We start from the raw sequence: 23,105 nt of genomic DNA on the forward strand, positions 1-23,105 counted from the left end.
CGCCGTGCCCGACGACGCCCGGACCCGCACCTACGCCTGGGAGGACCCGGCGGCGCTGCTGCAGCACCGCGACCTGACGGGGCTGGAGCTGCTCCGGCGGATGGGTCGCGACCTGCCCGGCCCGCCGGTGGCCGCGACGCTGGGCTTCGACGTCGAGGAGGTCGAGCACGGCCGCGTCGTCTTCGGCCTGGAGCCGGCGGAGTTCCACGAGAACCCGCTCGGCACCGTGCACGGCGGGGTGCTGGCCACCCTGCTGGACAGCGCGACGGCCTGCGCCCTGCACAGCACCCTGCCCGCCGGCGTCGGGTACACGACGACGTCGCTCAACGTCACCTACACGCGCGCGGTGACCGCGCGGACCGGCCGCGTCCGCTGCATCGGGACCGTCCTCTCCCAGGGCCGCCGCACCGCCCTGGCCGAGGCCCGGGTGCTCGACGGCGAGGGCCGGCTGCTCGCCCACGCCACCTCGACGCTGCTCATCCTGCCCCCGCCGACGCCCGGCTGAGCCTCCCGCACCCCGAGCACCCTGCTGCACCCCGACGCCGGGGTGCAGCGCGACGCCCGGGGTGCAGCGCGACGCTCGGGGTACAACGCGACGCCCGGGGTGCAGGACGCGGGTCAGCGGGCGGAGGCGTGCCGGGCGACGCGCCAGGCCCCGACGACCAGGGGCAGCTGCAGCGGCAGCCGGGCCAGGGTGATCGCCCGGCCCCGCGGCGAGCGGGCCCGCCGGGCCATGTCGAGGTTGCCGGGGAAGACGGCGACGAACAGCGCGGCCGTGGCCCAGCCCCCCAGCCGGCGGGTCCGGGGCAGAGCCAGCAGCGCCGCGCAGCCGAGCTCGGCGACGCCGGAGACCAGCTCCCAGCCCAGCCGGCTCCCCGGCAGCCAGGTGGGCACGGCCGGGTCGAAGCGGTGCGGGTCGACGAGGTGGAGCGTCCCGGTGCCCGCCAGCAGGGCGGCGAGCCCCAGCGCGGTGCGGTCGGCGGTCCGGGCGGTGGTGGTCACGCCCCCACCCTGCCCCACGGCTCGTGGACGCGCCGACCGTGGAGGGTCGTGCCGCGATGTCGCGGCACGACCTCCCACGATCAGGCCGTAGGTGCCCGACACGCTCGAGCGTCCGTCAGGGGATCAGCGCGAGCTTCCCGCCGGGGTGGCCGCCGCTGAGCAGCTCGAGCGCCTCGCGCGCCTGGTCGAGGGGGAACGTCCGGGCCACGGGAACCACGAGGTCGCCGGCCGCGGCCAGGGCGATGAGCCGGGCGCGGACTTGGTCGCGGAAGGCCTGGCTGGCGGGCATCGCGCCGGCGATGAGCCGGATCCCGTCCTGCGCCGCCCGCTCGCGGGCGGCGATGGTGACGACCCGCTGCCGGTCGGGCACCAGGGCCAGGGAGACGTCGACGGCCTCGTCGGTCCCGACGGAGTCCAGGGCCGCGGCGACCCCGTCGGGCGCGAGTTCGCGCACCCGCTCCTCCAGGCCGTCGCCGTAGCGGACGGGCTCGCCGCCGAACCGGCGGACGACGTCGTCGCTGCCCTCCCCGCAGGTCCCGATCACCCGGGCGCCCAGCAACCGGGCCTGCTGGAGCACGCTCACGCCGACGGCGCCGGACGCCCCGTGCAGCAGGACGGTCTCCCCCGGCGCCACGGTGGTGACGTGCAGCATCTCGGCCGCCGTCGTGCCGGCCAGCAGCAGGTTCGCCGCCTCGGGCCAGCCGAGCGAGGCCGGCTTGGCGAAGACGTCGCGGGCCGGCGCGGTGAGGGCGCCCGCGTAGCCGCCGCGGACCCGGAAGGCGAGCACCTCGTCGCCCACCGCCCCGCCGCCGGAGGCGATCTCGGTGCCCGGGCCAACGGCGCTGAGGACCCCCGCGACCTCGTAGCCGACGGGCACGGGCAGGGTGCTGCGGTCGGACCCGCTGGCGACGTGCTTGTAGTCGGCCGGGTTCATCCCGGCCGCGCGCACCTCGATCGTCACCTCGCCCGATCCCGGCGCCGGGACGTCGACCTCCACCTCGCCGAACACATCCAGCCCGCCGAAGTCCGTCGCCACCCACGCCCGCGTCATGCCCCCATCGAACACCCGGGGCGCGGGCGTCTCGGGGCAGGGGCACCCCTCGTCGAGTGCGCGCTCCTGCAGGTTGGGAGCGGCCGACCACCTGCCGAGGTGCGCACTCGACAGAAATTGTCAGACCCACAAGATAGCGTTCCCGGTGTCAGCACGACCGACCCGAGGAGGTCCCCATGGACGTTCGCACCAGCACCCAGCGCCGGTGGCTCCGCAGCCACGTCGCCAGCATCGTCAGCAGCATGACGGGCGAGCCCGCCACCACCGACTCCGACGGCGACTACCCCGTGCGGGGCACGACGTCGCAGGCGTGGGTGCGGCTGACCACGGGCGACCCCTGCGGGGTGCACGTGTTCGGCTACGCGGCGCGCGACGTCCCGGCTCGGGCAGCGGTCCTCCGCGAGCTCAACCAGCACAACTGGGGCCGGCTCGGCACCCGGGTCGCCTGGTCCGAGGGGCTCGTGCTCGTCGACAGCTTCCTGTTCGCCGACGCCATCACCGAGGAGACGCTGACGCTCGTCCTGCGTCGGGTGCTGGCCCTGGCGGACCAGCTAGGCCCGGTGCTGACCGCCGTGCACGGCGGCACGACCTACCTCGAGGCCAGCAGCGCCTCGGCGGCCTGAGCCTGTGGCGTTCACGTCGGAGTTCCCGCCGGTCTACGTCACGGTCGACGTCGTGGTGCTCACCCTGCGCGACGACGCCCTGCACGTGCTGATGGTCGAGCGCGGTTCGAAGCCCTGGCAGGGCCGGCTGGCGCTGCCAGGAGGTTTCGTCCAGCAGCAGGAGGACCTGCTGGCCGCCGCGCGCCGCGAGCTCCGCGAGGAGACCGGTCTGGCCGTCCAGCCCGCCCACCTCGAGCAGCTGGGGACGTTCGGCCGGCCGGACCGCGACCCGCGAGCGCGCACCGTGGCCGTCGCGCACCTCGCCGTCCTGCCCGCGCTCCCCGAGCCCGTGGCCGGCACCGACGCCGCGGCGGCGAGCTGGCAGCCGGTCGCGGAGGTGCTGGACGCGGAGCTCCCGTTCGACCACCACGACATCCTGGCCGCCGGCGTCGAGCGGGCCCGCAGCAAGCTGGAGTACACCCCGCTGGCGACGGCCTTCGTCGGCCCGACCTTCACCATCGCCGACCTGCGGCACGTCTACGAGACCGTCTGGGGGCGCCGGCTCGACCCGGGCAACTTCCACCGCAAGGTCGTCGGCTCCCCCGGCTTCGTGGAGCGCGCGCCCGGCGAGCGCAGCGGCAGCCGTGGCCGACCGGCCGCCGTCTACCGGGCCGGTCCCGCCACCCTGCTCAACCCACCCCTGTGGCGGGGCGAACCCGCCCCCACCCCGACCGGAAGGCACCGCCCGTGACCCCTGCCCCTGCACCGCTCAGCCCACCCCTTACCACCGCGCAGTCCGACCGCGCGGCCGGCGTCCTGCTCGCCCTCGCCTGCGGCGACGCCCTCGGCGCCGGCTACGAGTTCGGCCCACCGCTGCCCGCCACCACCGAGATCCGGATGCGGGGAGGAGGGTCCTTCGGCTGGGCGCCCGGGGAGTGGACCGACGACACCTCGATGGCCGTCGCCATCGCCGAGGTCCCCGCAGCCGGTCTGGACCTCCGGACGGCGGCCGCCCAGGACAGCATCGCGGTGCGCTGGGTGGGCTGGGGACGGCACGCGAAGGACGTCGGCGTGCAGACCCGTCGCGTTCTCACCTCGGCCGCTGACCGGTCCGCTGGGCGGCCGACCGCCGCCCACCTGCGGGAGGTGGCGGCCGAGCTGCACGAGGCGACGGGTCGGACCGGCGGCAACGGGTCCCTGATGCGGACCGCGCCGGTCGCGCTGGCCCACCTGCACGACCCGGACGCCCTCGTCGAGGCGGCGCTCGCCCTCAGTGCCTTGACGCACGCCGACCCGGAGGCGGGCGAGGCCTGCGTGCTGTGGTGCCTGGCGATCCGGCACGCGGTCCTGCACGGGACGTTCGACGGGCTGCGGCTGAGCCTGGACCGGCTGCCCGCCGACCGCCGGCAGGTGTGGGCGCAGCGGCTCGACGTCGCCGAGCAGCGGGAGCCCGCGTCGTTCGCCCACAACGGCTGGGTGGTGGAGGCGCTGCAGGGCGCCTGGTCGGCCATCAGCCGGACGGCCGTACCCGACGCCGGCGAGGGCGGGCTACAACCTGCCGACCACCTGCGGCTCGCGCTCGAGGCGGCCGTCCGCGGCGGCCGCGACACCGACACCGTGGCGGCCATCGCCGGTGCGCTCCTCGGCGCCCGCTGGGGAGCGTCGGCCGTGCCCGCGGCCTGGCGTCGCCTGCTGCACGGCTGGCCGGGGCTGCGCGCCCGCGACCTGGTCCGGCTCGGCGTGCTGAGCGCGCATCAGGGTCGGCCCGACCGTGCCGGCTGGCCGAGCGCCCCGGTCGTCGACTACGGCCGGTGGGCCGAGCGGAACGTCCTCGTGCAGCACCCCCACGACCCCCGGGTCTGGCTCGCCGGCGTCGGCGCGCTCGACCGCCTGCCCGAGGGCGTGGACGCGGTGGTCTCGCTCTGCCGGCTCGGGTCCTCTGAGGTCCCGGCCGCCGGGGTGGCTCCCGGCGACCACGTCGAGGTGTGGCTGGTCGACTCGGCCGACCCGGCGCAGAACCCACACCTGCCCTTCGTCCTCGACGACGCCGCGGCGGCGGTCCGGCAGCTGCGGTCCGAGGGCCGGACGGTGCTGCTGCACTGCGTCCAGGCGCAGAGCCGGACGCCGGCCGTCGCGGCGCTCTACGGGGCGCTGGTCACCGGGCGGCCGGCGCGGGAGTGCCTGGCCGACGTGCTGCGGGTGCTGCCGCGGGCGCGGCCGAACCGGGCGCTGCGGGCCGAGGTGGCGGCTCGGTGACGGCGACGACGGTTCTCACGACCACGACCGAGATCGCGCGAGGGAGGGACGCCTGATGGCCCAGATCCTCGAGGTGCACTGCCTGGCGTGCGGGACCGACGACCACCAGCTCGACGGCGCCCTCTTCGCGGGCTACCAGCCGCGCTGCGACCGCTGCGGTGAGACGCGCCTCGTCGAACGCGACGACGGCTCCGGTGCAGCCCGCCCGCGTGGGCGGAGCCAGCACGCCGTCGACGCGTGGGTGTCCGAGCAGGCGGGCACCTGCACCTGCGGAGGCCGCTTCTCGACCGCTGCGCCCGTCCGCTGCCAGAGCTGCCTGTCGACGGACGTCAGCTGCACGTCGATCGGCAGCGCCGACTGACGGCCAGGTGCTCGCCGTCGTCGAGTGCGCGCTCACGCAGGTCTAGGGGAGCCGATCACCTGCGGAAGAGCGCACTCGGCGGCGACCGCAGTCCAGGGCTCGTCGGTCAGTCGTCGCAGGAGTCGCAGTGCCCGCCGGGCATGGCGGTGAAGTGCACCGGGCACTGGGGGATCAGCCGCGGCTGCGGGGCGTCCGGGTCGACCGTCTTGGCCACCACGGGGTGCGGACCGCCGGCGCGCCAGTCGACCGACTGCAGGAACAGGTCGAGGACCCGGGTGCGGTTCTTCTCCACCCGCAGGTCCTCCGCCGGGACCCGCAGGTAGGAGGTGATGCCGCTGTCCGCCTCGACCGTCCAGCCGTGCTCGGACGCGACCTTGCGCGCGCGGGGCGGAGGCATGGCCAGGCTGAGCACCTGCGGGTGGACATAGCCGACGATGTAGCCACCACCGGCTGGTGAGAGGGCGACGTAGCCCCGGACCCGGCTCACGAGGTGCCGCTGCTCGCAGACCGACGCCACGAGCGCCTGCAGCTCGGGGGCGACGCCCCGGCCGGTCAGGTGGTCCGCGACCGCCGTCGGCATCGCGGTCTCGGTCAGCGTCGTGCTCTCGGGGTCCCCCATGGGAAGTCCTGCTCTCGTCCGCGGATCGCGGCGCCGTGTCGTGCGGGTCGTCCGACCTCCTCCCACTGTGCGCCCTCGGCGCCCGATCGCCGCATCGGCGCGGACGACCCTGTGCACGGCGGGTCGTCGCCGCCCTGCGGGTGCCAGCCTGACCGGGTGCCGGACTACCAGCCGCGGACCTTCGACCCCGGTCGGCACCCCGGCACGTCCGACCGCGCCCTGTCGTTGCGGATGAGCCGCCTCAGGCGTCGGGACAACGGACCAGAGCTGGCCCTCCGCCGGCTCCTGCACGCGTCCGGGCTGCGCTACCGCGTCGCCTGGCCCGTTCCCGGCCAGCGCCGCCGGACCATCGACATCGCCTTCACCCGGCTGCACCTCGCGGTGTTCGTCGACGGCTGCTTCTGGCACGGGTGCCCGCAGCACCTGCACCTCCCGCGCACCAACGCGGCGTGGTGGGTGCGCAAGATCGAGACCAACCGGGCCCGCGACGCCGACGTCACCGCCCAGCTCGGCAGCCTGGGCTGGACGGTGATGCGCTTCTGGGAGCACGAGGACCCGTCGGCCGCCGCGGCGACGGTGCGCACGTGGGTGACCGAGCACCGAGCCTGAGGGCCAGGATCTCAGCGGTGCTGCCGCCGGCTCCCGCCGTGCCAGTCCTCCTGCTGGCCCACCGCACCGGCGGTGACGCCGAACGCCGGCAGCTGCGGGCGCTCGCGCAGGCTGCGCTTGAGCTCGGTGAACCCCGGGAACCGGGCGAGCCCGACGACGTGGTCCCACAGGGCGACCGCGTCCTCCGGGCTGGGCAGCCGGCTGATCACCGGGCCGAAGAAGGCCGTGCCCCCGGGTGGGTCGACGTGCAGGATCGGGGTCCCGACGTCGCGCCCGGTGAGTGCCAGCGCCTCCTCGGTCTCCGCCCGGATCAGGTCGTCCTGGTCGGCGTCGTCGAGGGCCTCCACCAGCGTGCCCGGCAGGCCTGCCGCGGCCAGGGCCGGCGCCAGGAACTCCGGGGTGTCCCGGTGCTCGCCGGCGGCCCAGTCGCCCTGCGCCTCGGTCTCGAAGATCCGCTCGCCGAGCGCGGCGTAGAGGTCGCCGACGGCGCCCCTGCCGTGCTCTGCGCGCACCCGCGCCGCCACCCGCAGCAGCCGGAGGCCGGCGGTGTGCCCGGCCTCGTACTCGGGCGGGAACTGGGCGGCGTAGTCGACGCCCTCGTTGACGATCCGCAGCGAGATGAACCGCCAGTCCACCGCGTAGTCGCGCTGCTCGGCGACCAGGCGCACCCACTTCGAGGTCATCCAGGCGAAGGGGCAGACGGGGTCGAAGTAGAAGTGCAGGTCGGCGTCCACGCCGCCGACGGTAGCCCGCGGCCCCGACCCGCGACGGGCTACCCCACCACCGCCGCGTACAGCCGCTGGTACTCCTCCCGCCGGCCCCGGTAGTACTCGGCGCGCTGCGGCACCGGGGCGAGCGTCTCCCCCGTCGCCGGGTCGGCCCGCTCGACGTCCGGCGCGAGGACCTCGAGCGCCAGCAGCGCCGTGCCGCGCAGGGTCGCGCGCTTCGTCGTGACGGGGACGACGGGCGCGTCCAGGACGTCGGCCAGGACCTGCAGGAAGGAGGGGACGTCCTGGGTCACCCGGCCGCTGGCCAGGATCGTCGGCTGCTGCCCGGAGACCGCGCGCAGCTGGTCGGCGATCCGGGCGTAGGAGATCGCGACGCCCTCCAGCACCCCGCGCGCGACCTGGGCGCCGGTCGTCGCGGCCGAGATCCCGGTCAGCGTCGCCCGGGCGTCGGCCGCCCAGCCGGTCGCGCGCTCGCCCGAGAAGTAGGGCAGCACCAGCGGGGCGCCCGGCTCCGGGTCGGCCGCCGCCACCGCGTCGAGGGACGACCCGGGCGCGAGCCGGATGGTCGACTCCAGCCAGCTCACCGCCCGGCCGACGTCGTTGACGGCGCCGCCGAGCAGCGAGCGCCGCGCGTCCACCCGGTAGCACCAGAGGCCGGACGGCAGATCGTCCGGCACCGCGGGCAGCAGGATCCGCATCGCCCCGCTCGTCGCGGCCGAGGCGGCCATCGAGGACGCGTCCACCGCCCCGACGCCGACGTTGCTGGCTAGGCCGTCGGCGACCACCGGGAACCAGGCCGCGCCCGCCAGCGCCGGCCAGCGGGAGGCGACACCGGCGGCGACGTCCCGCAACGGGTCAGCCGGGTCGCGGACCTCTGACAGCTGCTCGAGGCTGATCCCGGCCGCGCCCACCAGCTCGGGGTCCCAGGCACCGGTCCGGCGGTCGAGCATGCCGGTCCAGGCGGCCGTCGCGGTCCCGGCGGCTGTCACGCCGGTCAGCCCGAGGTAGACGTACTCCCCCAGCGACATCCAGCGCGCGGCCCGGCCGAACACCTCGGGCCGGGTCTCGCGCAGCCAGCGCAGCCGCGGCGCCAGGTAGCTGGAGTGCAGCCGGGTACCCGTCCGCTGGTGGATGGCGGCCTCGTCGAGCTCCTCCCGCAGCGCGGTCACCTGGGCGCCGCACCGGGAGTCGGCGTAGGTGTAGCAGGGCGTGCAGGCCCGGCCCTCGGCGTCGACGCCCACCAGCGAGGACGCGAAGGTGTCGAGCGCGACGCCGCCGACCCGACCCACCAGCTCGGGTCGGGCGAGGGCGTCGACGATCTCCTCGACCTCGCGCACCACCGCGTCGGGGTCGAGCACCGACGTGCCGTCGCCGCCGGTGGTGAACGCGTGCGGCACCTTGTGCCGGCCGCCCTCGACCGGCCGTCCGCTGGCGTCGTAGACGTCGCCGCGGCTGGCGGTGGAGCCGATGTCGAGGGCCAGGACCAACGGCTCCTGGGCCTGCGCGAGCGGCACCCGCGCGGCCGGGTCCGGACCCGGGGTCACCAGCGCGAGCCGCGGGGCAGCACCAGCAGCGCGTCGCCGACGGGGCGCTCTCCCGTGGCGTCGGAGGGGTCGTTGACGACCTGGCCGCCGGCGACCATCGTCGTCGAGCCGCCGCCGTCGAGGTTGATCGCGTCGCGCATCCCGAGCGCCTGCGCCAGCTGCCCGGTCTCGACGATGCTCGTCCCGAGGCTGGTGAGGCTGCGGCCGTCGACCGTGGCGATCAGCGTCCGGCCCGCGCGGTCGACGCCGGCGAAGGTGCGCGGGTTCCGCTGCTGGCTGAAGCCGTAGTAGATGCTCGGCGACGGCTGGACGAAGCCGTCGGCCTGCGGCGTCACGTGCACCCGTCCGTCGCGGACCAGCTCGGGCCCGCCGTTGACGACCGAGGTCCCGGAGCCGGGACGGATCAGCCGGTGGCCCGACCCCTGCAGACCGGTGCGGACCTGCAGCCGCTGGCCGACGCGGGCGAGCCGGGTCAGCCGAGGCGCGAGGTCGCCGGTGGCCTGGAGCGAGCGCTGGCCGGCGGCCAGGGCGACCCCGCGGGCCGTGCGGACGGCGACGACGCGCGAGCGGCGGTCGAGGACGACCTCGGTGCCCGGGCCCGCGGGCGTGGTGGCGCCGAATTGGCGGGTGAAGACGACCAGCTCGTCGTCGTCGGTGCAGGTGACGTCGTGCCGGGGCAGGGCGGTGGGCAGCTCGTCGGCGGTGCCGCCGCAGTTGCGGATGAGCCCGGGCACCCGGTCGATGCCGTCGAGGACCAGCCGGCGGCCGTGGCTCGCGACCGAGCCCGCCCAGTGCAGCCGCTCCACCGACGTGCGGCGGGCGTCGGAGCGCAGCACCAGCGCCGGACGGCGGCCGACGGTCTCGCTCAGCAGCCGGCCGTCGTAGACGCCCACGCCGGCGGGGTCGCCCGGGGCGCCGGCGGCGGGGTCGAGGACGAAGTAGCCGGCGTTGGTCGCGGCGGTCGCACCGGCGGCCGTCGCCAGCGCGCTGGTGGTCTCGCGGCGCTCGAGGTCGGGGCCGTAGGAGGCCTCCAGCGTGCCGGAGAACCGCCGAGGGTCGATGGTCAGCACCCGGACCTGCCACGGTCCGCGGGCCGACGAGCCGCCGTCCCAGCCGGTGTAGCGGGTGGCGCCGGTGAAGCCGGCCGCGACCAGCCGGGCCCGCAGCGCGTCGGCGCCGGCCTGGGTGGGCTCGCTGCCGACCCGCACCCGCCAGCCCAGGCTGCCGCCGGCGTAGTCGGCGGTGGCCGGGGTGACGACCTCCTCGACGCGCGGGGCGGAGCCCGCGGCCCGCACGCGGGCGGCGAGAGCGTCGGCGTCCACCCGGCTCGACAGGGCCGCGGGCGGCGCGTCCGGGTCGGGCGAGGTCGGGCCGCCGGGGATGGCGAGCTCGACCGTCCAGACCGCGGCCGGGTCGACGGCGCCGCGGACGACGGTGGTCAGCGTGACGCCCGGCTGCAGCGTCGTGGTGGTCCGCTGCTCGGCCAGACCGGCGGGGCCGAGCGGCAGCTCGCGGGCGGAGGTCGGCGGGCGGGGCGGGCTGGCCGCCGCGACGGGCGCCCCGGCGGGCGCGACGAGGACGGCGGTGACGACGAGGGCACCGCCGAGGCGGCCGATCCGGGAGGTGGGCACGGCCTCAACCTAGGACACCCCGACGCGGCTGACGAGGGCCCGGCCCGGCCGGCGACGAGGGTCCGGCGTCCGTCCCCGGGAATCCAGCGCTCGTTCACCCGGGAGGCCCCGATCGGGGCCCGGACGGTCATCTGGCGCTGGTTTCCCAGGGCGCCGTATGGTGCCCGCACCGGATCCGGACCAGGCCGGACCCGGGCCGGACGAGGGGGCGACGTGACGGCGGAGAGCCCGGAGACGGCGGGACGGGCCGGGATCGGCCGCGCCCGGCAGAACGCGGTCTACCGCGCCGGCGTGCTCGGCCACCGGCCGGGCGTCCCCACCGACGCCGACGCCCTCGAGCGGCGGGCCCGCCGGGTGATGAGCCGGGAGGCCTGGGCCTACGTCGCGGGCGGGGCCGGCAGCGGCGCGACGATGCAGCACAACCGCGAGGCCTTCGCCCGGCACCGGGTCGTGCCCCGGGTGCTGCACGGCGTCGTCGAGCGCGACCTCGGCACCACCCTGCTCGGGGTCCGGCACCGCTCGCCGCTCCTGGTGGCGCCGGTCGGCGCGGCCGACCTCGTCCGGCCCGACGCCGACGTGCTCATCGCCGAGGGCGCGGACGCGGCCGGCGTCGGCTACGTCTTCTCCAACCAGGGCGGCAGCCCGATGGAGCGGACGGCGACGGCGATGGGCTCGACGCCGTTCTGGTACCAGCTCTACTGGTCCAGCGACAAGGACCTCGTCGACTCCCTCATCGGGCGGGCGGAGGCCTGCGGGGCGGGCGCGCTGGTCGTCACCCTCGACACCACCGTGCTGGGCTGGCGCCCGCAGGACCTCGACCTCGGCTCGCTGCCCTTCGCCCGTGGGCTGGGCCTGGCGCAGTACACCTCGGACCCGCGCTTCACCGCCCTGGTCCGAGAGCGGCTGGCCGGCACGCCGGGTGCCGCCGCGCGGACGCCGGTCACCCTCGGGGCGCTGCGCAGCCTGTGGTCGATCAGCCGCCACCACCCCGGCCGGCTGCTGGACAACCTCCGCTCGGCCGAGCCGCGGGCCGCCGTCCAGGCCTTCCTCGACGTCTACTCCAACCCCGGCCTGTCCTGGGACCACCTCGCCACCCTCCGCGACCGCACGACGCTGCCCGTCCTGCTCAAGGGCGTCCTGCACCCCGACGACGCCCGCCGCGCACTGGACCTCGGCGTCGACGGGCTCGTCGTGTCCAACCACGGCGGCCGCCAGGTCGACCGAGCCGTCGCCTCGCTGGACGCCCTCGTCGCGATCCGGGCCGCCGTCGGGCCGCAGCCCACCCTGCTGCTGGACAGCGGCATCCGCACCGGGACCGACGTCCTCGTCGGCCTGGCCCTGGGCGCCGACGCCTGCCTCGTCGGCCGCCCGCACCTCTACGGCCTCGCGCTCGCCGGCGCTGACGGCGTTCGGCAGGTGCTGGAGAACCTGCTCGCCGAGCTGGAGCTGACGATGGCGCTCACCGGCGCCCCCGACCTGGCCGCCGTGACCCCCGAGCTGCTGGCCCCGTGAGCACCGCGACCGCCGCCTGCCCCAAGCACATGGTGCACGGGCCGTGCGGGGGCGTGGCCGCCGACGGGACCTGCGAGCTGGGCGACCGCCGCTGCTCCTTCGTCGACGTCCCCGTCGTCCTGCGGCACCCGCTCGCCGACGGCGCGGCCGGGACGGCCGAGCCCGCCCCGACCGACCTGCGCGGGCTGCTCCGCCGAGGCCGGGTCGTCGTCGCCGACTTCCCGGGCGTCGCCCTCGACGCCGGCTCGGTGACGGCCGTCGGGCGGGTCCTGGCCCCAAGCGTGCACGCCGTGCTCGCCGGGGACTCCCCGCGCAGCCGGGTGCAGTTCCCGCCCGCCTACCGGGCGGCGCTCCTGAGGGCCGCCGGGCTGCGCGCCTGGACCGGCCTCAACTGCCGCGACCGCAACCGCGTCGCGCTGGAGGGCGAGCTGGCCGCCCTGGCCCACCTGGGCGTCGACGCCGTGCACTGCGTGACCGGCGACCACCCCGCGCTCGGCTCGCGGGCCGACGCCGCCGCCGTCTTCGACCTCGACTCCACCCAGCTGGCCGAGCTCGCCGTCCGCGCCGGTCTGCTGACCTCGGTCGGGGAGTCGCCCACCGCTCCCCCGCACGACCAGCGGGCGGCCCGGCTCGTCGAGAAGCTGTCGACCGGGGCCGAGGTCTGCTTCGTCAACCACTGCGGCGGGCTCGCGCCGGTCCGGGCCTTCCTCGCGGAGGTGCGGGACCGCGGCGCCGACCCCTGGTTCCTGCCGTGCGTGCCGGTGGTCACCGACGTGGCCAGCGCCGAGCTGCTCGCGTCGTTCCCCGGGTTCGTCCTGCCGCCCGGCTTCCTCGAGCGGATCCTGCGGGCGGCCGACCCCGAGGAGGCGGGGGTCGCGGCCGCCGTCGAGCTGAGCGAGGAGCTGATGACCGTGCCCGGGGTCGCCGGGGTCAACCTCTCCGGCGGGAGCGCGCCGGGCGCCGAGCTGCCCTTCGCCGCCGCCCTGGCCGAGATCGGCCGCCGGCTGGGCGTCGACGCCCCGATCAGCGCGGACGGCTAGCCCGGCTGGTGGTCGACGGCCCAGCCGTCGCCGTCGCGGACGACGACGGTGCGGTGGCTCGCCGCGTCCGGGTCGCCCTCCCAGAAGACGTAGCGGTGCGGGACCACCTCGTAACCGACCCAGGTGGTCGGCGGGTCCAGCGGCCCGTCCGGGGTCTCGGCGACGGCCGCGGCCCAGGCCCGGCGCCGCTCGATGTCCGGCAGCCGGGCGTGGTCGACGTCGTTGACCCAGGCCAGGTGCCGCAGGTACGCCGACCGCCGGCCGAACGCCGCCCGGCTCTCGTCCGCGTCCTCCCGCACCGCCCGGCCCTGGACCACGAGCTGCTGCGCCCGGTCGGGGAAGGCGAGGACCAGGGCGACGCGGTCGTCGGCGGCCAGCTCGGCCGCCTTGGCCGAGCGGGCGTCGGTGTGGAAGCGGAAGCCCGCGTCGCTGACGGAGGAGAGCAGCACCGTCCGGGCCGCGGGGCAGCCGTCGAGGCCGTGGGTGGCCAGGGTCATCAGCGGGCGGGCCGGATCCTCGTCGGCGGGGAGCCAGGAGCGGGCCCAGGTGTGCGGCTCCGGGGACTCGCTGGGCTCGGGGAGGGCCCCGCGGCCTGAGCCTGTCGAAGGCCCTTCGACAGGCTCAGCGAACGCGGGGCCAGGCTCGGGGCGCGCCGGGGGCCCTTCGACAGGCTCAGGGAACGCCGTCATGGCCGGTGGCGGAAGGCGGCGATCTCGTGCAGCGCCGCGACGGAGCCGGCGACGGAGGCCTCGAAGATCGCCCGGCCCGCCTCGGCGGTGGCCTGCGTCGGGTCGCCGATCACGCCGGAGTCGTCGAAGTCGTCGCTCAGCCAGCCGAAGGAGACCGGCTTGCCGTTGATGCCCAGGTACTTCAGGCTCGCCAGGTGCTCCGGCACGTGCCGCTCGGCCCGGTCCATGTGCACCAGGTCGGGGCGGACGTGCAGCACCAGCGAGGTCTCGCCGTGCCCGGCGTGGATGCCCTGGCCCAGCTCGTCGGCCCCGTCCGTGCCGCCGGTCCCGGCCGTCTGGATGCCGGCCGGCATCGAGAAGGTGACCAGGCCGAAGCGGCGGCGCAGCTCGCGGTTGGCCACCTGCAGCAGCGCGGAGTTGCCGCCGTGGCCGTTCATGAAGACGAGCTTGCGGGCCGGGGTCGCCGCCACCGAGCGGCCGAGGTCGACCAGCGTCGACATCAGCGTCTCGTAGCTCAGCCACATCGTCCCCGGCGCCCAGTGGTGCTCGTCGGACTTGGTGTAGGTGAGCGTCGGCAGCAGCCAGAGGTCGAGGCCCTCGGCCACCCCCTGATCCACCGCCGCGCGGGCCAGCGACTCGGCCAGCAGCGCGTCGGTGACCAGCGGCAGGTGCGGCCCGTGGTGCTCGACCGCCCCGGTCGGGATGACCACCACCGAGTCGGCGGTCAGCGTCTCGGCGACCGCCGGCCCGGACAGCTCGGCCAGCAGCCGGGTCACGTGGCCGCCCCGACGCTGGTCCGGCCGCCCATCGTCTTGCCCGCCCCGGGCGCCAGCTCGGCGACCAGCTTGCCCGGGTTGAGCAGGCCCTGCGGGTCGGTCCGGGCGGCCAGCGCGCGGGTCCGCTCCACCTCGAAGTCGACGTGCCACTGGTGCGGGCTGTGCACCCCCACCCCGAGGGCCCGGAGCGCGTCGATGCCGGCGTAGACCTGCTCGGGGCTCTCGTAGACCCCGGCCAGCATGCCGATCGGCGAGCCGTCGTACTGCGCCTCGATGTGCAGCATCCCGCCCTCGAACACCGCGTGCACCTCGTCGATGCGGTCGACCAGCGCGTGCCCGCCGACCTCCAGGTGGAAGTAGCGGCCCGGGTCGGTCTTCTGCAGCCACTCGATCGGGTGGTTGTAGGACAGCGTGCTGATCTTGACGCAGGCCTGCGGACCGGGGCGGACGTCCTCCACCCGGCCGCCCGCGGCCTCGACCAGCGCCGTCGCCTGCTCCAGCGTCGTCACGTCGAGGATCGCCCGCAGGCTGGCCCGACCGCCCGGGATGGCCGGGTCGGGCGGCAGCGCGTCGGCGAGGAACGGCAGGTCGCCCGAGACCAGCCGCGGCGTCGGGGTCAGGTCGCCGATCGGCCGGAGCACCTCCAGCAGGTCCGCGAAGGTGTCGAAGCTGGCGTAGTAGCCGTGCCAGTCGCGCACGGGGTCCAGCCGGACGGTGGCCCGGGCGATGATCCCGGTGACGCCGTAGTTGTGGACGTAGGGCTGCGCCTCGTCCCCCTCGACGTGCACGAGGGTGGCGTCGGGCACCGCGTGGACGACGTCGAGCGCCGCGACGAAGCCCATGCTGTTGCTGCCGTGCTCCAGCGAGCCGGTGCCGCCCGAGCCGCCGGCGAGGAAGCCGCCGATGCTGGACTGCGCCGTCGAGGGGTACATCCACAGCTCCTGGCCGGTCTCCCGGGCCGCCTGCTCCAGGCTCACCATCGACGCGCCGGCCTCGGCGGTGATGACGCCGTCCCCCACCTCGACGACGGCGCGCGCCCGCGACAGGTCCAGCACCAGGCCGCCGGGCATCGGGATCGCCTGGCCGTAGTTGCCGGTGCCCTTGCCGCGCGGCGTGATCGCCACCCCGTGCCGGACGGCCGCCCCGACGACCACCGCGACCTGCTCGGCGTCGGAGGGGAAGGCGACGAGGTCGGCCATCCCCAGCGGCAGCTGCTCGACGATGATCGGCGACATCTTGGCGCCGTCCAGCGACGCCTTCTCCCGGACCCGGCGGTCCACCGACACCCCGCGCGGGCCGAGCAGCTCGAGCAGCTCGGCGTGCAGGCTCTCGACCGACATCAGGCCACCTCTCCCGGCTCGGACGGGCGGGTCACGGGGCCAGCCCGATCTCCGGGTCGAGGAACTCGTTGGTCACGAGGTCGTCGACGGTCAGCCCGGCCTTCGCCGGCGTCCCCAGCTTCTCCGAGATCGGCACCATGACGTCGAGGATGCCCTGCACCCGCTCGGTGTCGAAGTCGCCGATCATCGCGTTGCCGGCGTTGCCCACCAGGCCGAGCTTCTTCTGCTGCTCCTCGGAGAACGTCGCGACGCCCTCGGAGTAGACCCAGCCGGTGTCGTACTGCTCGACGAGGTCGAGGATCAGCTGGTTGGTCGGCGCGGAGTCGGTGTAGTAGTCGACCTCGGCCTGCTGCATGACCGGCACCAGCTTCTCCAGGCAGGGGCTCAGCTCCTCCAGCCGGTCGGTGCGCACCGACATCGCGCCGGCGTAGATCTTCCAGCCGGCGTCGTGGATCAGCTGGAAGGCGACCGGCTTGGCCCAGTCGCGGACCTCGTTCTCGTAGATGTACGGCTCGGCGCTGGCGAAGCCCTGCTGCGCGTCCTTGCCCTGCGCGGCGACGAAGTTGGCCGGGGTGCCGTCGTAGCCCTCGTCGATCTGCTTGCGGTCCAGCTGGCCGCTGTCGACCAGGTACTCGACATAGGAGTTGCCGCCGAACACGCGGACGACGGCGCCGGTGGCCTTGAGGTCGGCGATCGTCTTGACGTCGGGGTAGGTGGCGGGGTCCCACATGATGATCTGCGGGTTGATGTCGAGCGGGGCCATGACGGCCTTGACGGGCAGGTCCTGCGAGGTCTGGATCTGGCCGTCGGTGCTGGCGTAGCCCAGGGTGATGTCGTCGTCCTTGTACATCTGCGCGGCGACGGCCTCGAAGCCGATGGCCGGACCGCCGGCCCGGATCTCCACGTCGACGCCGGTCGCCTTGCCCTGGCTCATCAGCGGGCCGGAGACGGTCTTGAGCTTGGTGTCGACGGTGTAGTCGCTGCCCAGCAGGGCGTACTGCGCGCCGTGCTCGGACTCGGGGTTCCAGTCGGTCTGGATGACGACGGTGGCGGGGCAGTCGGCCGAGAGGTCGACGGCGCCGGCCTCCGCGGCGACCGGGGCCGCCTCCTGCTCCTGGGTGGAGCCGGAGCAGGCGCCGAGCCCGACCAGCAGGGCGAGCGAGGCGACCGCCGCGAGGCGGTGGGACCGGGGAGCGGGCATGGTTCTCCTTGGGAGGCGGGTCGGGTCGGCACGGTGCGGATCAGCAGGGGGGAGCGGTCCCCGCGACGGGCTCGGGGCGCGGGGCGGGGCTGGCCCTTCGACGAGCTCAGGGCGCGGGGTGGGACGCGGGGGTCAGGACGACGGCTCGTACCAGCGGCCGACGGCGGCCTTCTGGATCCAGCCGAAGACGAGGAAGATCACGACGCCGAGCAGCGAGGCGGTGAGCACCGAGGCCCACAGCTCGGCGGTCTGCAGCCGCGAGGCGTAGTTGTTGATCAAGATCCCGAGGCCGGCCGACCCACGACGGAAGAAGAAGTCGCCGACGATGGCGCCGATCACCGCCAGCCCGGCCGAGATCCGCATGCCGGCGAAGATCGCCGGCATCGCGCCCGGGAACTGGAGCTTGGTCAGCACCGTCCACCGGCTCGCGCCCTGCAGCTGGAAGAGCTCGCGCTGGCTCTTGTCCGCCGCTTGCAGGCCGAAGAGGGTGTTGGAGACCATGGGGAACAGCGAGATCAGCACGCAGACCAGCACCCGGCTGGACAGGCTGTAGCCGAGGCTCGAGCCGATCAGCGGGACCAGGGCCAGGATCGGGATGCACTGCAGGATCACCGCGTAGGGGAACAGCGAGCGCTCCACCCACCGGGCCTGCGACATGATCACCGCCCAGCCGATGCCGATGACGATGGAGATCGCCAGCCCCGTCAGGGCCACCCCGGTGGAGAGCGCGAGCGCGTCCAGCAGGTCGCCGGTGATCGGGCGGTCGCGGGGGTCGGTCGGGGCGAAGGAGTCGACGACGATCCGCGTCGGGTCGGGCAGGATCGTCGTCCGGCCGATCGACTCCAGGTAGGCGGCGAGCGCGTACCAGACGACGAGGATGACGGCGAAGGCCGCGAGCGGCGGGCCGTAGACCGCGAGCCGGCCGGCCCCGGCCCGGCCGCGCGGGGCGGGGACCTTGGGCTGGGCCTCGGCGGCGGCCTGCTTGACCGCGGTGGCGGTCACGAGTGGGCCCCGCGCAGCGCGTGCGAGACCTGGCCGCTGAGGGCGGCGAACTCGGGGGTGAAGCGGAAGTCGGGGTCGCGCGGGTAGGCCTGGTCGACCTCGAAGGTGTCGACGATCCGGCCCGGTCGCCCGCTCATCACCACCACCCGGGTGGAGAGGTAGACCGCCTCGGCCACCGAGTGGGTGATGAACAGCCCGGCGAACCGCCGCTCGCCGAAGATCCGCAGCAGCTCGTCGCCCAGCCGCTCCCGGGTGATCTCGTCCAGCGCGCCGAACGGCTCGTCGAAGAGGAACAGCTCGGGGTCCAGGGTGAGGGAGCGGGCCAGCGAGGTCCGCATCCGCATGCCGCCCGACAGCTGCTTCGGCAGCGACTTCTCGAAGCCGGCGAGGCCGACCAGCTCGATGGCCTGCCGCGCCTGCTCGGCCCGGGCCTTCTTCGGCTGCTTGTTCAGCTCGGCCAGCAGCTCGACGTTGGCCTGCACGGTGCGCCAGGGCAGCAGGGTCGCGTCCTGGAAGACGTAGCCGATCCGCTTGGTGCCCAGCGCGACCGTGCCCTCGCTCGCCGTCTCCAGGCCCGACGCGATCCGCAGCAGGGTGCTCTTGCCGCAGCCGCTGGGCCCGACGACGGTGACGAACTCCCCGCGCCGCACGGTGAGGTCGACGCCGGACAGCGCCACCGTCCCGTTGGGGAACTGCATGGCCACGCCGGAGAAGTCCACGAGCGACTCCGACGGGGTGGTCGGGCCGGGATCCGGCTCCGCCCGCGGCGGGGCAGCAGGGGTGGTGGGTGCGGTCACCGGGAGGCCTCCAACGACAGGGCGGGTGGGACGGGCGCGAGGGGTGCGACAGCGCGGGGTTCGACAGCCGGGGCGGGCGCGGACCAGGGCAGCGCGACCTCGGTGGTGGTGGTGGTGCGGGCCACGACGCGACCGCCGCGCAGCACCACCCGGTCGGCGGGGGCGTCGGCGACGACGGCGGCCAGGTCGGCCCCGCGGACGGCGAGCAGGTCGGCCACCCCGCCGACGACCGGGCCGGCGACGGGCAGCCGCAGGACCTCCCGCGCCCCCGAGCTCACCGCGGCATAGGCCTCGGCGACGGTCAGGTGGCCGGCGACGACGAGCAGCGCCGCCGTCTCCAGCGCGTCCCCGCGACCCAGCGGGTTGAACGGGTCACGGACGTTGTCGGCACCCGCGGCGAAGCGGACTCCGGCGTCCAGCAGCTCCCGGGCCGGCGCGAGCCCGCGGGGCGTCGACGTCGGGTGCTGCCAGCCCTGCAGGTACAGGTTGGTGATCGGGTTGGCGATGACCCCGACGTCGCTGGCCCGCACCTCGGCGATCACCCGGTCACGCTCGGCGGGCGGGAGGGTGCCGAGCCGGCAGCAGTGCCCGGCGGAGACGTTGGTGGTCCACCCGCGGACGGCGCGGGCGAAGGCGTCCAGGGTGACCGGGCCGTCGAGCGACTCGTCGACGTGCAGGTCGACGCCGACGCCCCGCCGCTCGGCGATGGCGAGCAGCCGGGCCATGTCGTCGTGCGGGTCCTCGGCCAGGTGGCAGGCGCCCCCGACGAGGTCGACCCCCAGGTCGAGGGCCTCCTCGACGGCGCGGTCGGTCGTCTCGGGGCCGGCCAGGGCCACCAGCTCGAGGTCCAGCAGCGGGGCCAGCTCGTCGCGGACCCGGACCAGCGCCCGGGTGCCGAGGGTGGGGTCGTCGCCGGTGCGGATGTCGACGTGGGAGCGGATCGCCGTGGTCCCGGCGGCCAGCATGGCCAGGGCCTGGGTCCGCGCGCGCTCGGCGACGTCGTCCTCGGTCATGGTGGCGGCGTAGGCGCGCCAGGCCGCGATGGCGGTGCCCAGGTCGCCCATCGGCGGCCGGATGGCGTCCCAGGAGCGGGCCTTGTCGAGGTGGGCGTGCGGGTCGGCGGCGGCCGGCAGCAGCAGGTACCCGTCGAGGTCGAGCTCGGCCGCAGCGGGCCCCGCCGTGCCGGCGGGGACGACCGCGGTGACGCGGCCACCGGCCAGCTCGACGTCGACCCGGGAGCCGTCGGCCAGCGTCGCGCTCCTCAGCAGCGACAGCTCCGCAGGACCCGGCACCGTGCTCCCCCTCCGCTGCTCGACGTCGGCCACGTCGATGCCCAGGACGGTAGGGATCCCGTGTTCCGGTCGTGTGACAGCCGCATCACCGGGGGGTGAAAGCCGCGCGGCGGACCGCCCCCTGCGGTGCGCGGTCGGGCGTCGCCGGCGGCCGACGACCTAGAGTCGAGGCCCCAGCAGGACCGAGAGCCAGGAGGCCCCGTGAGCGGCATGTTCAGCGACGTCGAGCGGGACTGCGTCGTCGCCGCCCACCGCCCGGTGGCGCAGGACGTCGTCCTGCTGGAGCTGGTCGCCCGCAACGGCCGCGACCTGCCCCCGTGGGAGCCGGGCTCGCACGTCGACCTGCTGCTGCCGGGCTCCACCACCGGCGTGCTGGAGCGCCAGTACTCGCTGTGCGGCGACCCCGCCGACCGCTCGCGGTACCGGGTCGCGGTGCTGCGCGAGGTCGACGGCCGGGGCGGCTCGGCGGCCGTGCACACCGACCTCGGCGAGGGCGCCACCCTGCGGGTCCGGGGCCCCCGCAACCACTTCCACTTCGAGCCGCCGCCCGGCGCCCCCGTCGTCCTGGTGGCCGGCGGCATCGGGATCACCCCGCTGCTCTCGATGGCGGCCGCCGCGGACGCCGAGGGCCGCGACCTGACGCTGGTCTACGCCGGCCGGTCGCGGTCGCGGATGGCCTTCGTCGACGAGCTCCTCGCGCGCTACGGCGACCGGGTGCGGGTGCACGTCAGCGACGAGGCGACCCGGCTCGACGTCGCCGCGACCCTCGCCGCCCTGCCCGCCGACGCCCACGTCTACGCCTGCGGGCCGGTGGGGCTGATCGGCGCCGTCGAGGAGGCCTGGGCGGGACGGCCGTCGGGTCAGCTGCACGTCGAGCACTTCGAGGCCAAGGAGTTCGGCCCGCCGGTGTGGCCGGAGCCCTTCGAGCTGGAGCTCGCGCTCACCGGCGTCACCGTCGAGGTGCCGCCGGAGAAGTCGGTGCTGGACGTCGTCGAGGAACAGGGCGTCCTCGTCGTCTCCTCCTGCCGCAAGGGCACCTGCGGCACCTGCGAGACGCCGGTGCTGGAGGGCGAGGTCGAGCACCGCGACTCCGTGCTCACCCCCGACGAGCAGGCCGGCGCCGACACGATGATGGTCTGCGTCTCCCGCGCCGCCGGTCCGCGGCTGGTCCTGGACCTCTGAACCCGTCGGCCTCCGCTGCCTGAGCTCGTCGAAGGCCCTTCGACAGGCTCAGGGCGCGGAGGAGGCCCAGGCTCAGGGCACGGAGGAGACCGAGCTCAGGGCGCGCAGGTCGAGCGCGGGGGCGCTGATCTCAGCGGCCGACGCGGGCCCGGAGGTCGGCGACGACCGCGCGCTCGTCGGCGCTGACCAGCCGGCCGTCGCGGACCACCACGCGCCCGCCGACGACGACGTGCCGGGGGCGGCGGCCGGGCGCGGCCCAGAGCAGGCCGTCGACCGGGTCGGCCACGCCGGCGTCGGCCACGCCCGAGACGTCCCAGACGCAGAGGTCGGCGGCGGCGCCGGGCCGCAGGTGCCCCAGCTCGGGGCGGCCCAGGCCGGTCGCGGAGCCGGTGGTGGCCATCTCCAGCACGTCGCGCGCGGCCAGCGACCCGCCGGCCAGCGGGGCGACCTGCATCGCCAGCCGGGCGTCGGCCAGCAGGTGGCCGGCGTCGTTGCTGCCGCCGCCGCTGGTGCCCAGCCCGACGGGCACGCCGGCGTCGCGGAGGGCGGCGACGGGGGCGACGCCCCAGCCCATCGGCAGGTCGCAGCCCGGGGCGTGGGTCGCCGTCGCACCGGCGTCGGCGATCCGCTCGACCTCGGCCGGGGTGACGTCGCAGAGGTGGGCCAGGGTGACGTCGGGGGCCAGCCAGCCCCAGTCGGAGAGCAGCTCCAGCGGCCGGCGGCCGTAGCGCTCGGCGGCCACGGCGACGTCGACCTGCTCGTTGCTCTGGGTCCGGCGGCGCAACCCGAAGCGGGCGGCCACCTCCCCCAGCAGCCGGAACGTGGCCTCGCCGTCGCTGTGCACCCCGGCCGGGCCGACGGCCAGCTGGAGCATCCCGTCCGCGCTCACCCCGTCGGGCCGGTCCGGCACCAGGGCCTCGGCGATGGCGGTGGCCGAGGCGGCCGCGGTCTCGGCGTCGTCGTGGGCGGTGCCGCGGACGAAGACCAGCCGGGCCCCCAGGTCCCGCGCCGCGCCGGCCGTGGCCCGGGCCATCGCGACGGTGTCGGCGCCGACGGGCCAGGTGAGGTGGTGGTCGGCGACGGTGGTGACCCCGCAGAGCAGCGCCTCGGCCAGCCCGGCGCGGGCGGCGACGGCGCAGAGCTCGGCGTCCACGCCCGCCGCCGCGTAGGCCGCGGCCATCGTCGGCAGCCAGCTGGCCATCGGCACGCCGCGGGTGCCGGGCAGCGTCCGGAACGCCGTCTGGAGCAGGTGGTGGTGGGCGTTGACCAGGCCCGCGGTGACGACGCAGCCGCGCGCGTCGAGGACCTCGGCGCCCGGCGCCGGCTCCAGCGTCACCCGGCCGTCGACCACGTGCACGGGCTCCGTCGTCCGGGTGGCGCCGTCGACGACGACCACCTCGGCCCCGACCACCGCGAGCGCCCCGGCGCCGGTGGAGTGCGCATCCGTCATGGCGGCAGTCTGGCGGGGACGGCGCCGACGACGGCCGCCGGGGCGGTCAGCGCGGCGGCAGCGAGCGGGCGAACGCCAGGCCGTGGTCGAGCCAGAGGTCGAGGTCGGCCTCCCCGACCGAGCCGTCGACGTCGACGTGCACCCAGCCGGTCATCGGCCGGCCGTGCATGACGAAGGGCCCGACGCGCGGGTCGCGCTGCAGGGCGTCCTGGTCGCCCGCGTCGCAGCGCACGAGGAGCCCGCCGCGCCCGCTCGCGCTGACGGCCAGGTGGCCGTCCACCAGGAAGGCGAGCCCGCCGAACATCCGCTTCTCGCGCACGCCCGGCTCGGCGGCCAGGCGTTCCCGCAGCCGTTCGGCCAGGTCGAGGTCGTAGCCCATGGCGGCAGTATCGCGGCTCGCGGCACCCGCGTCAGCAGCCCC

The 23,105-nt window shown here is 76.0% G+C and carries 24 protein-coding genes; 9 read left to right on the forward strand and 15 right to left on the reverse strand.

What is annotated here, in order from left to right; translation table 11 throughout:
• Positions 1-4: 4 nt before the first annotated feature.
• Positions 5-505 (forward strand): PaaI family thioesterase, encoded by a 501-nt coding sequence (locus JOF54_RS08725; protein WP_210054810.1) that lies wholly within the window; start codon positions 5-7, stop codon positions 503-505.
• A gap of 113 nt (positions 506-618) precedes the next feature.
• On the opposite strand, the gene JOF54_RS08730 is transcribed toward JOF54_RS08725, so the two are convergent.
• Together JOF54_RS08730 and JOF54_RS08735 are read right to left on the reverse strand one after the other, a co-directional pair.
• On the reverse strand, positions 619-1,002 hold the full coding sequence (locus JOF54_RS08730; protein ID WP_307803976.1) for a DoxX family protein: 384 nt from the start codon (positions 1,000-1,002) through the stop codon (positions 619-621).
• 115 nt (positions 1,003-1,117) lie between these two features.
• Complete coding sequence (locus JOF54_RS08735) at positions 1,118-2,053, reverse strand: NADP-dependent oxidoreductase (RefSeq protein WP_210054813.1); 936 nt, start codon at positions 2,051-2,053, stop codon at positions 1,118-1,120.
• 176 nt (positions 2,054-2,229) lie between these two features.
• On the opposite strand from JOF54_RS08735, the gene JOF54_RS08740 reads away from it, so the two are divergent.
• From JOF54_RS08740 to JOF54_RS08755, 4 genes are read left to right on the forward strand one after another with little or no spacing between them, the layout of a single operon-like run.
• Positions 2,230-2,676 (forward strand): T3SS (YopN, CesT) and YbjN peptide-binding chaperone 1, encoded by a 447-nt coding sequence (locus tag JOF54_RS08740; protein WP_210054815.1) that lies wholly within the window; start codon positions 2,230-2,232, stop codon positions 2,674-2,676.
• A gap of 4 nt (positions 2,677-2,680) precedes the next feature.
• A complete protein-coding gene (locus tag JOF54_RS08745) occupies positions 2,681-3,406 on the forward strand; it encodes an NUDIX hydrolase (protein ID WP_307803977.1) in 726 nt (241 codons plus the stop codon).
• A complete protein-coding gene (locus tag JOF54_RS08750) occupies positions 3,403-4,911 on the forward strand; it encodes an ADP-ribosylglycohydrolase family protein (RefSeq protein WP_210054817.1) in 1,509 nt (502 codons plus the stop codon). Before JOF54_RS08745 ends, JOF54_RS08750 begins: the two co-directional genes overlap by 4 nt.
• A gap of 55 nt (positions 4,912-4,966) precedes the next feature.
• Positions 4,967-5,272 (forward strand): hypothetical protein, encoded by a 306-nt coding sequence (locus JOF54_RS08755; protein WP_210054819.1) that lies wholly within the window; start codon positions 4,967-4,969, stop codon positions 5,270-5,272.
• A gap of 106 nt (positions 5,273-5,378) precedes the next feature.
• Here JOF54_RS08755 and JOF54_RS08760 read toward each other — a convergent pair whose 3' ends face one another.
• Positions 5,379-5,891 (reverse strand): hypothetical protein, encoded by a 513-nt coding sequence (locus JOF54_RS08760; RefSeq protein ID WP_210054821.1) that lies wholly within the window; start codon positions 5,889-5,891, stop codon positions 5,379-5,381.
• A gap of 156 nt (positions 5,892-6,047) precedes the next feature.
• On the opposite strand from JOF54_RS08760, the gene JOF54_RS08765 reads away from it, so the two are divergent.
• Positions 6,048-6,500: a very short patch repair endonuclease gene (locus tag JOF54_RS08765; protein WP_307803978.1), complete on the forward strand. Its 453-nt coding sequence runs from the start codon at positions 6,048-6,050 to the stop codon at positions 6,498-6,500.
• 11 nt (positions 6,501-6,511) lie between these two features.
• Here JOF54_RS08765 and JOF54_RS08770 read toward each other — a convergent pair whose 3' ends face one another.
• From JOF54_RS08770 to JOF54_RS08780, 3 genes are read right to left on the reverse strand one after another with little or no spacing between them, the layout of a single operon-like run.
• Complete coding sequence (locus JOF54_RS08770; RefSeq protein ID WP_307803979.1) at positions 6,512-7,234, reverse strand: mycothiol-dependent nitroreductase Rv2466c family protein; 723 nt, start codon at positions 7,232-7,234, stop codon at positions 6,512-6,514.
• 38 nt (positions 7,235-7,272) lie between these two features.
• Positions 7,273-8,772: a gluconokinase gene (locus JOF54_RS08775; protein WP_307803980.1), complete on the reverse strand. Its 1,500-nt coding sequence runs from the start codon at positions 8,770-8,772 to the stop codon at positions 7,273-7,275.
• Complete coding sequence (locus JOF54_RS08780; protein WP_307803981.1) at positions 8,769-10,403, reverse strand: phosphodiester glycosidase family protein; 1,635 nt, start codon at positions 10,401-10,403, stop codon at positions 8,769-8,771. The genes JOF54_RS08775 and JOF54_RS08780 overlap by 4 nt, the downstream gene beginning before the upstream one ends.
• Positions 10,404-10,616: 213 nt before the next feature.
• On the opposite strand from JOF54_RS08780, the gene JOF54_RS08785 reads away from it, so the two are divergent.
• Together JOF54_RS08785 and JOF54_RS08790 are read left to right on the forward strand one after the other, a co-directional pair.
• Positions 10,617-11,915 (forward strand): alpha-hydroxy-acid oxidizing protein, encoded by a 1,299-nt coding sequence (locus JOF54_RS08785; RefSeq protein WP_307803982.1) that lies wholly within the window; start codon positions 10,617-10,619, stop codon positions 11,913-11,915.
• Positions 11,912-12,955 carry a methylenetetrahydrofolate reductase C-terminal domain-containing protein gene (locus tag JOF54_RS08790; protein WP_210054823.1) on the forward strand — a complete coding sequence of 348 codons (1,044 nt, stop codon included), beginning with the start codon at positions 11,912-11,914 and terminating at the stop codon, positions 12,953-12,955. Before JOF54_RS08785 ends, JOF54_RS08790 begins: the two co-directional genes overlap by 4 nt.
• Here JOF54_RS08790 and JOF54_RS08795 read toward each other — a convergent pair.
• The 7 genes from JOF54_RS08795 to JOF54_RS08825 all read right to left on the reverse strand — a co-directional run bounded on the left by JOF54_RS08795 (position 12,952) and on the right by JOF54_RS08825 (position 20,052).
• Positions 12,952-13,452, reverse strand: a complete 501-nt coding sequence (locus tag JOF54_RS08795) for a pyridoxamine 5'-phosphate oxidase family protein (protein WP_210054826.1) — start codon at positions 13,450-13,452, stop codon at positions 12,952-12,954. The two genes, JOF54_RS08790 and JOF54_RS08795, sit on opposite strands and share 4 nt — an antisense overlap.
• 188 nt (positions 13,453-13,640) lie before the next feature.
• The gene (locus tag JOF54_RS08800) at positions 13,641-14,420 is read right to left on the reverse strand and encodes a creatininase family protein (RefSeq protein WP_210054827.1); all 780 of its coding nucleotides are present in this window, start codon (positions 14,418-14,420) and stop codon (positions 13,641-13,643) included.
• A complete protein-coding gene (locus tag JOF54_RS08805; RefSeq protein WP_210054830.1) occupies positions 14,417-15,760 on the reverse strand; it encodes an FAD-binding oxidoreductase in 1,344 nt (447 codons plus the stop codon). Before JOF54_RS08805 ends, JOF54_RS08800 begins: the two co-directional genes overlap by 4 nt.
• Positions 15,761-15,791: 31 nt before the next feature.
• Complete coding sequence (locus tag JOF54_RS08810) at positions 15,792-16,961, reverse strand: type 2 periplasmic-binding domain-containing protein (protein ID WP_210054832.1); 1,170 nt, start codon at positions 16,959-16,961, stop codon at positions 15,792-15,794.
• A 132-nt stretch (positions 16,962-17,093) separates the two neighbouring features.
• Positions 17,094-17,963: an ABC transporter permease gene (locus tag JOF54_RS20910; RefSeq protein WP_210054833.1), complete on the reverse strand. Its 870-nt coding sequence runs from the start codon at positions 17,961-17,963 to the stop codon at positions 17,094-17,096.
• Positions 17,960-18,760 carry an ABC transporter ATP-binding protein gene (locus JOF54_RS08820; protein ID WP_307803984.1) on the reverse strand — a complete coding sequence of 267 codons (801 nt, stop codon included), beginning with the start codon at positions 18,758-18,760 and terminating at the stop codon, positions 17,960-17,962. Before JOF54_RS08820 ends, JOF54_RS20910 begins: the two co-directional genes overlap by 4 nt.
• Positions 18,757-20,052 carry an amidohydrolase family protein gene (locus JOF54_RS08825; RefSeq protein WP_210054835.1) on the reverse strand — a complete coding sequence of 432 codons (1,296 nt, stop codon included), beginning with the start codon at positions 20,050-20,052 and terminating at the stop codon, positions 18,757-18,759. The genes JOF54_RS08820 and JOF54_RS08825 overlap by 4 nt, the downstream gene beginning before the upstream one ends.
• A gap of 210 nt (positions 20,053-20,262) precedes the next feature.
• On the opposite strand from JOF54_RS08825, the gene JOF54_RS08830 reads away from it, so the two are divergent.
• Positions 20,263-21,234, forward strand: coding sequence for a PDR/VanB family oxidoreductase (locus tag JOF54_RS08830; protein ID WP_210059456.1), 972 nt, complete (start codon positions 20,263-20,265; stop codon positions 21,232-21,234).
• Positions 21,235-21,364: 130 nt separating this feature from the next.
• Here JOF54_RS08830 and JOF54_RS08835 read toward each other — a convergent pair whose 3' ends face one another.
• A complete protein-coding gene (locus JOF54_RS08835) occupies positions 21,365-22,684 on the reverse strand; it encodes an amidohydrolase family protein (RefSeq protein ID WP_210054838.1) in 1,320 nt (439 codons plus the stop codon).
• Positions 22,685-22,730: 46 nt separating this feature from the next.
• A complete protein-coding gene (locus JOF54_RS08840) occupies positions 22,731-23,063 on the reverse strand; it encodes a TfoX/Sxy family protein (protein WP_210054840.1) in 333 nt (110 codons plus the stop codon).
• Positions 23,064-23,105 lie beyond the last annotated feature (42 nt).

The organism is Microlunatus capsulatus (assembly GCF_017876495.1).
GTDB lineage: Bacteria > Actinomycetota > Actinomycetes > Propionibacteriales > Propionibacteriaceae > Microlunatus > Microlunatus capsulatus.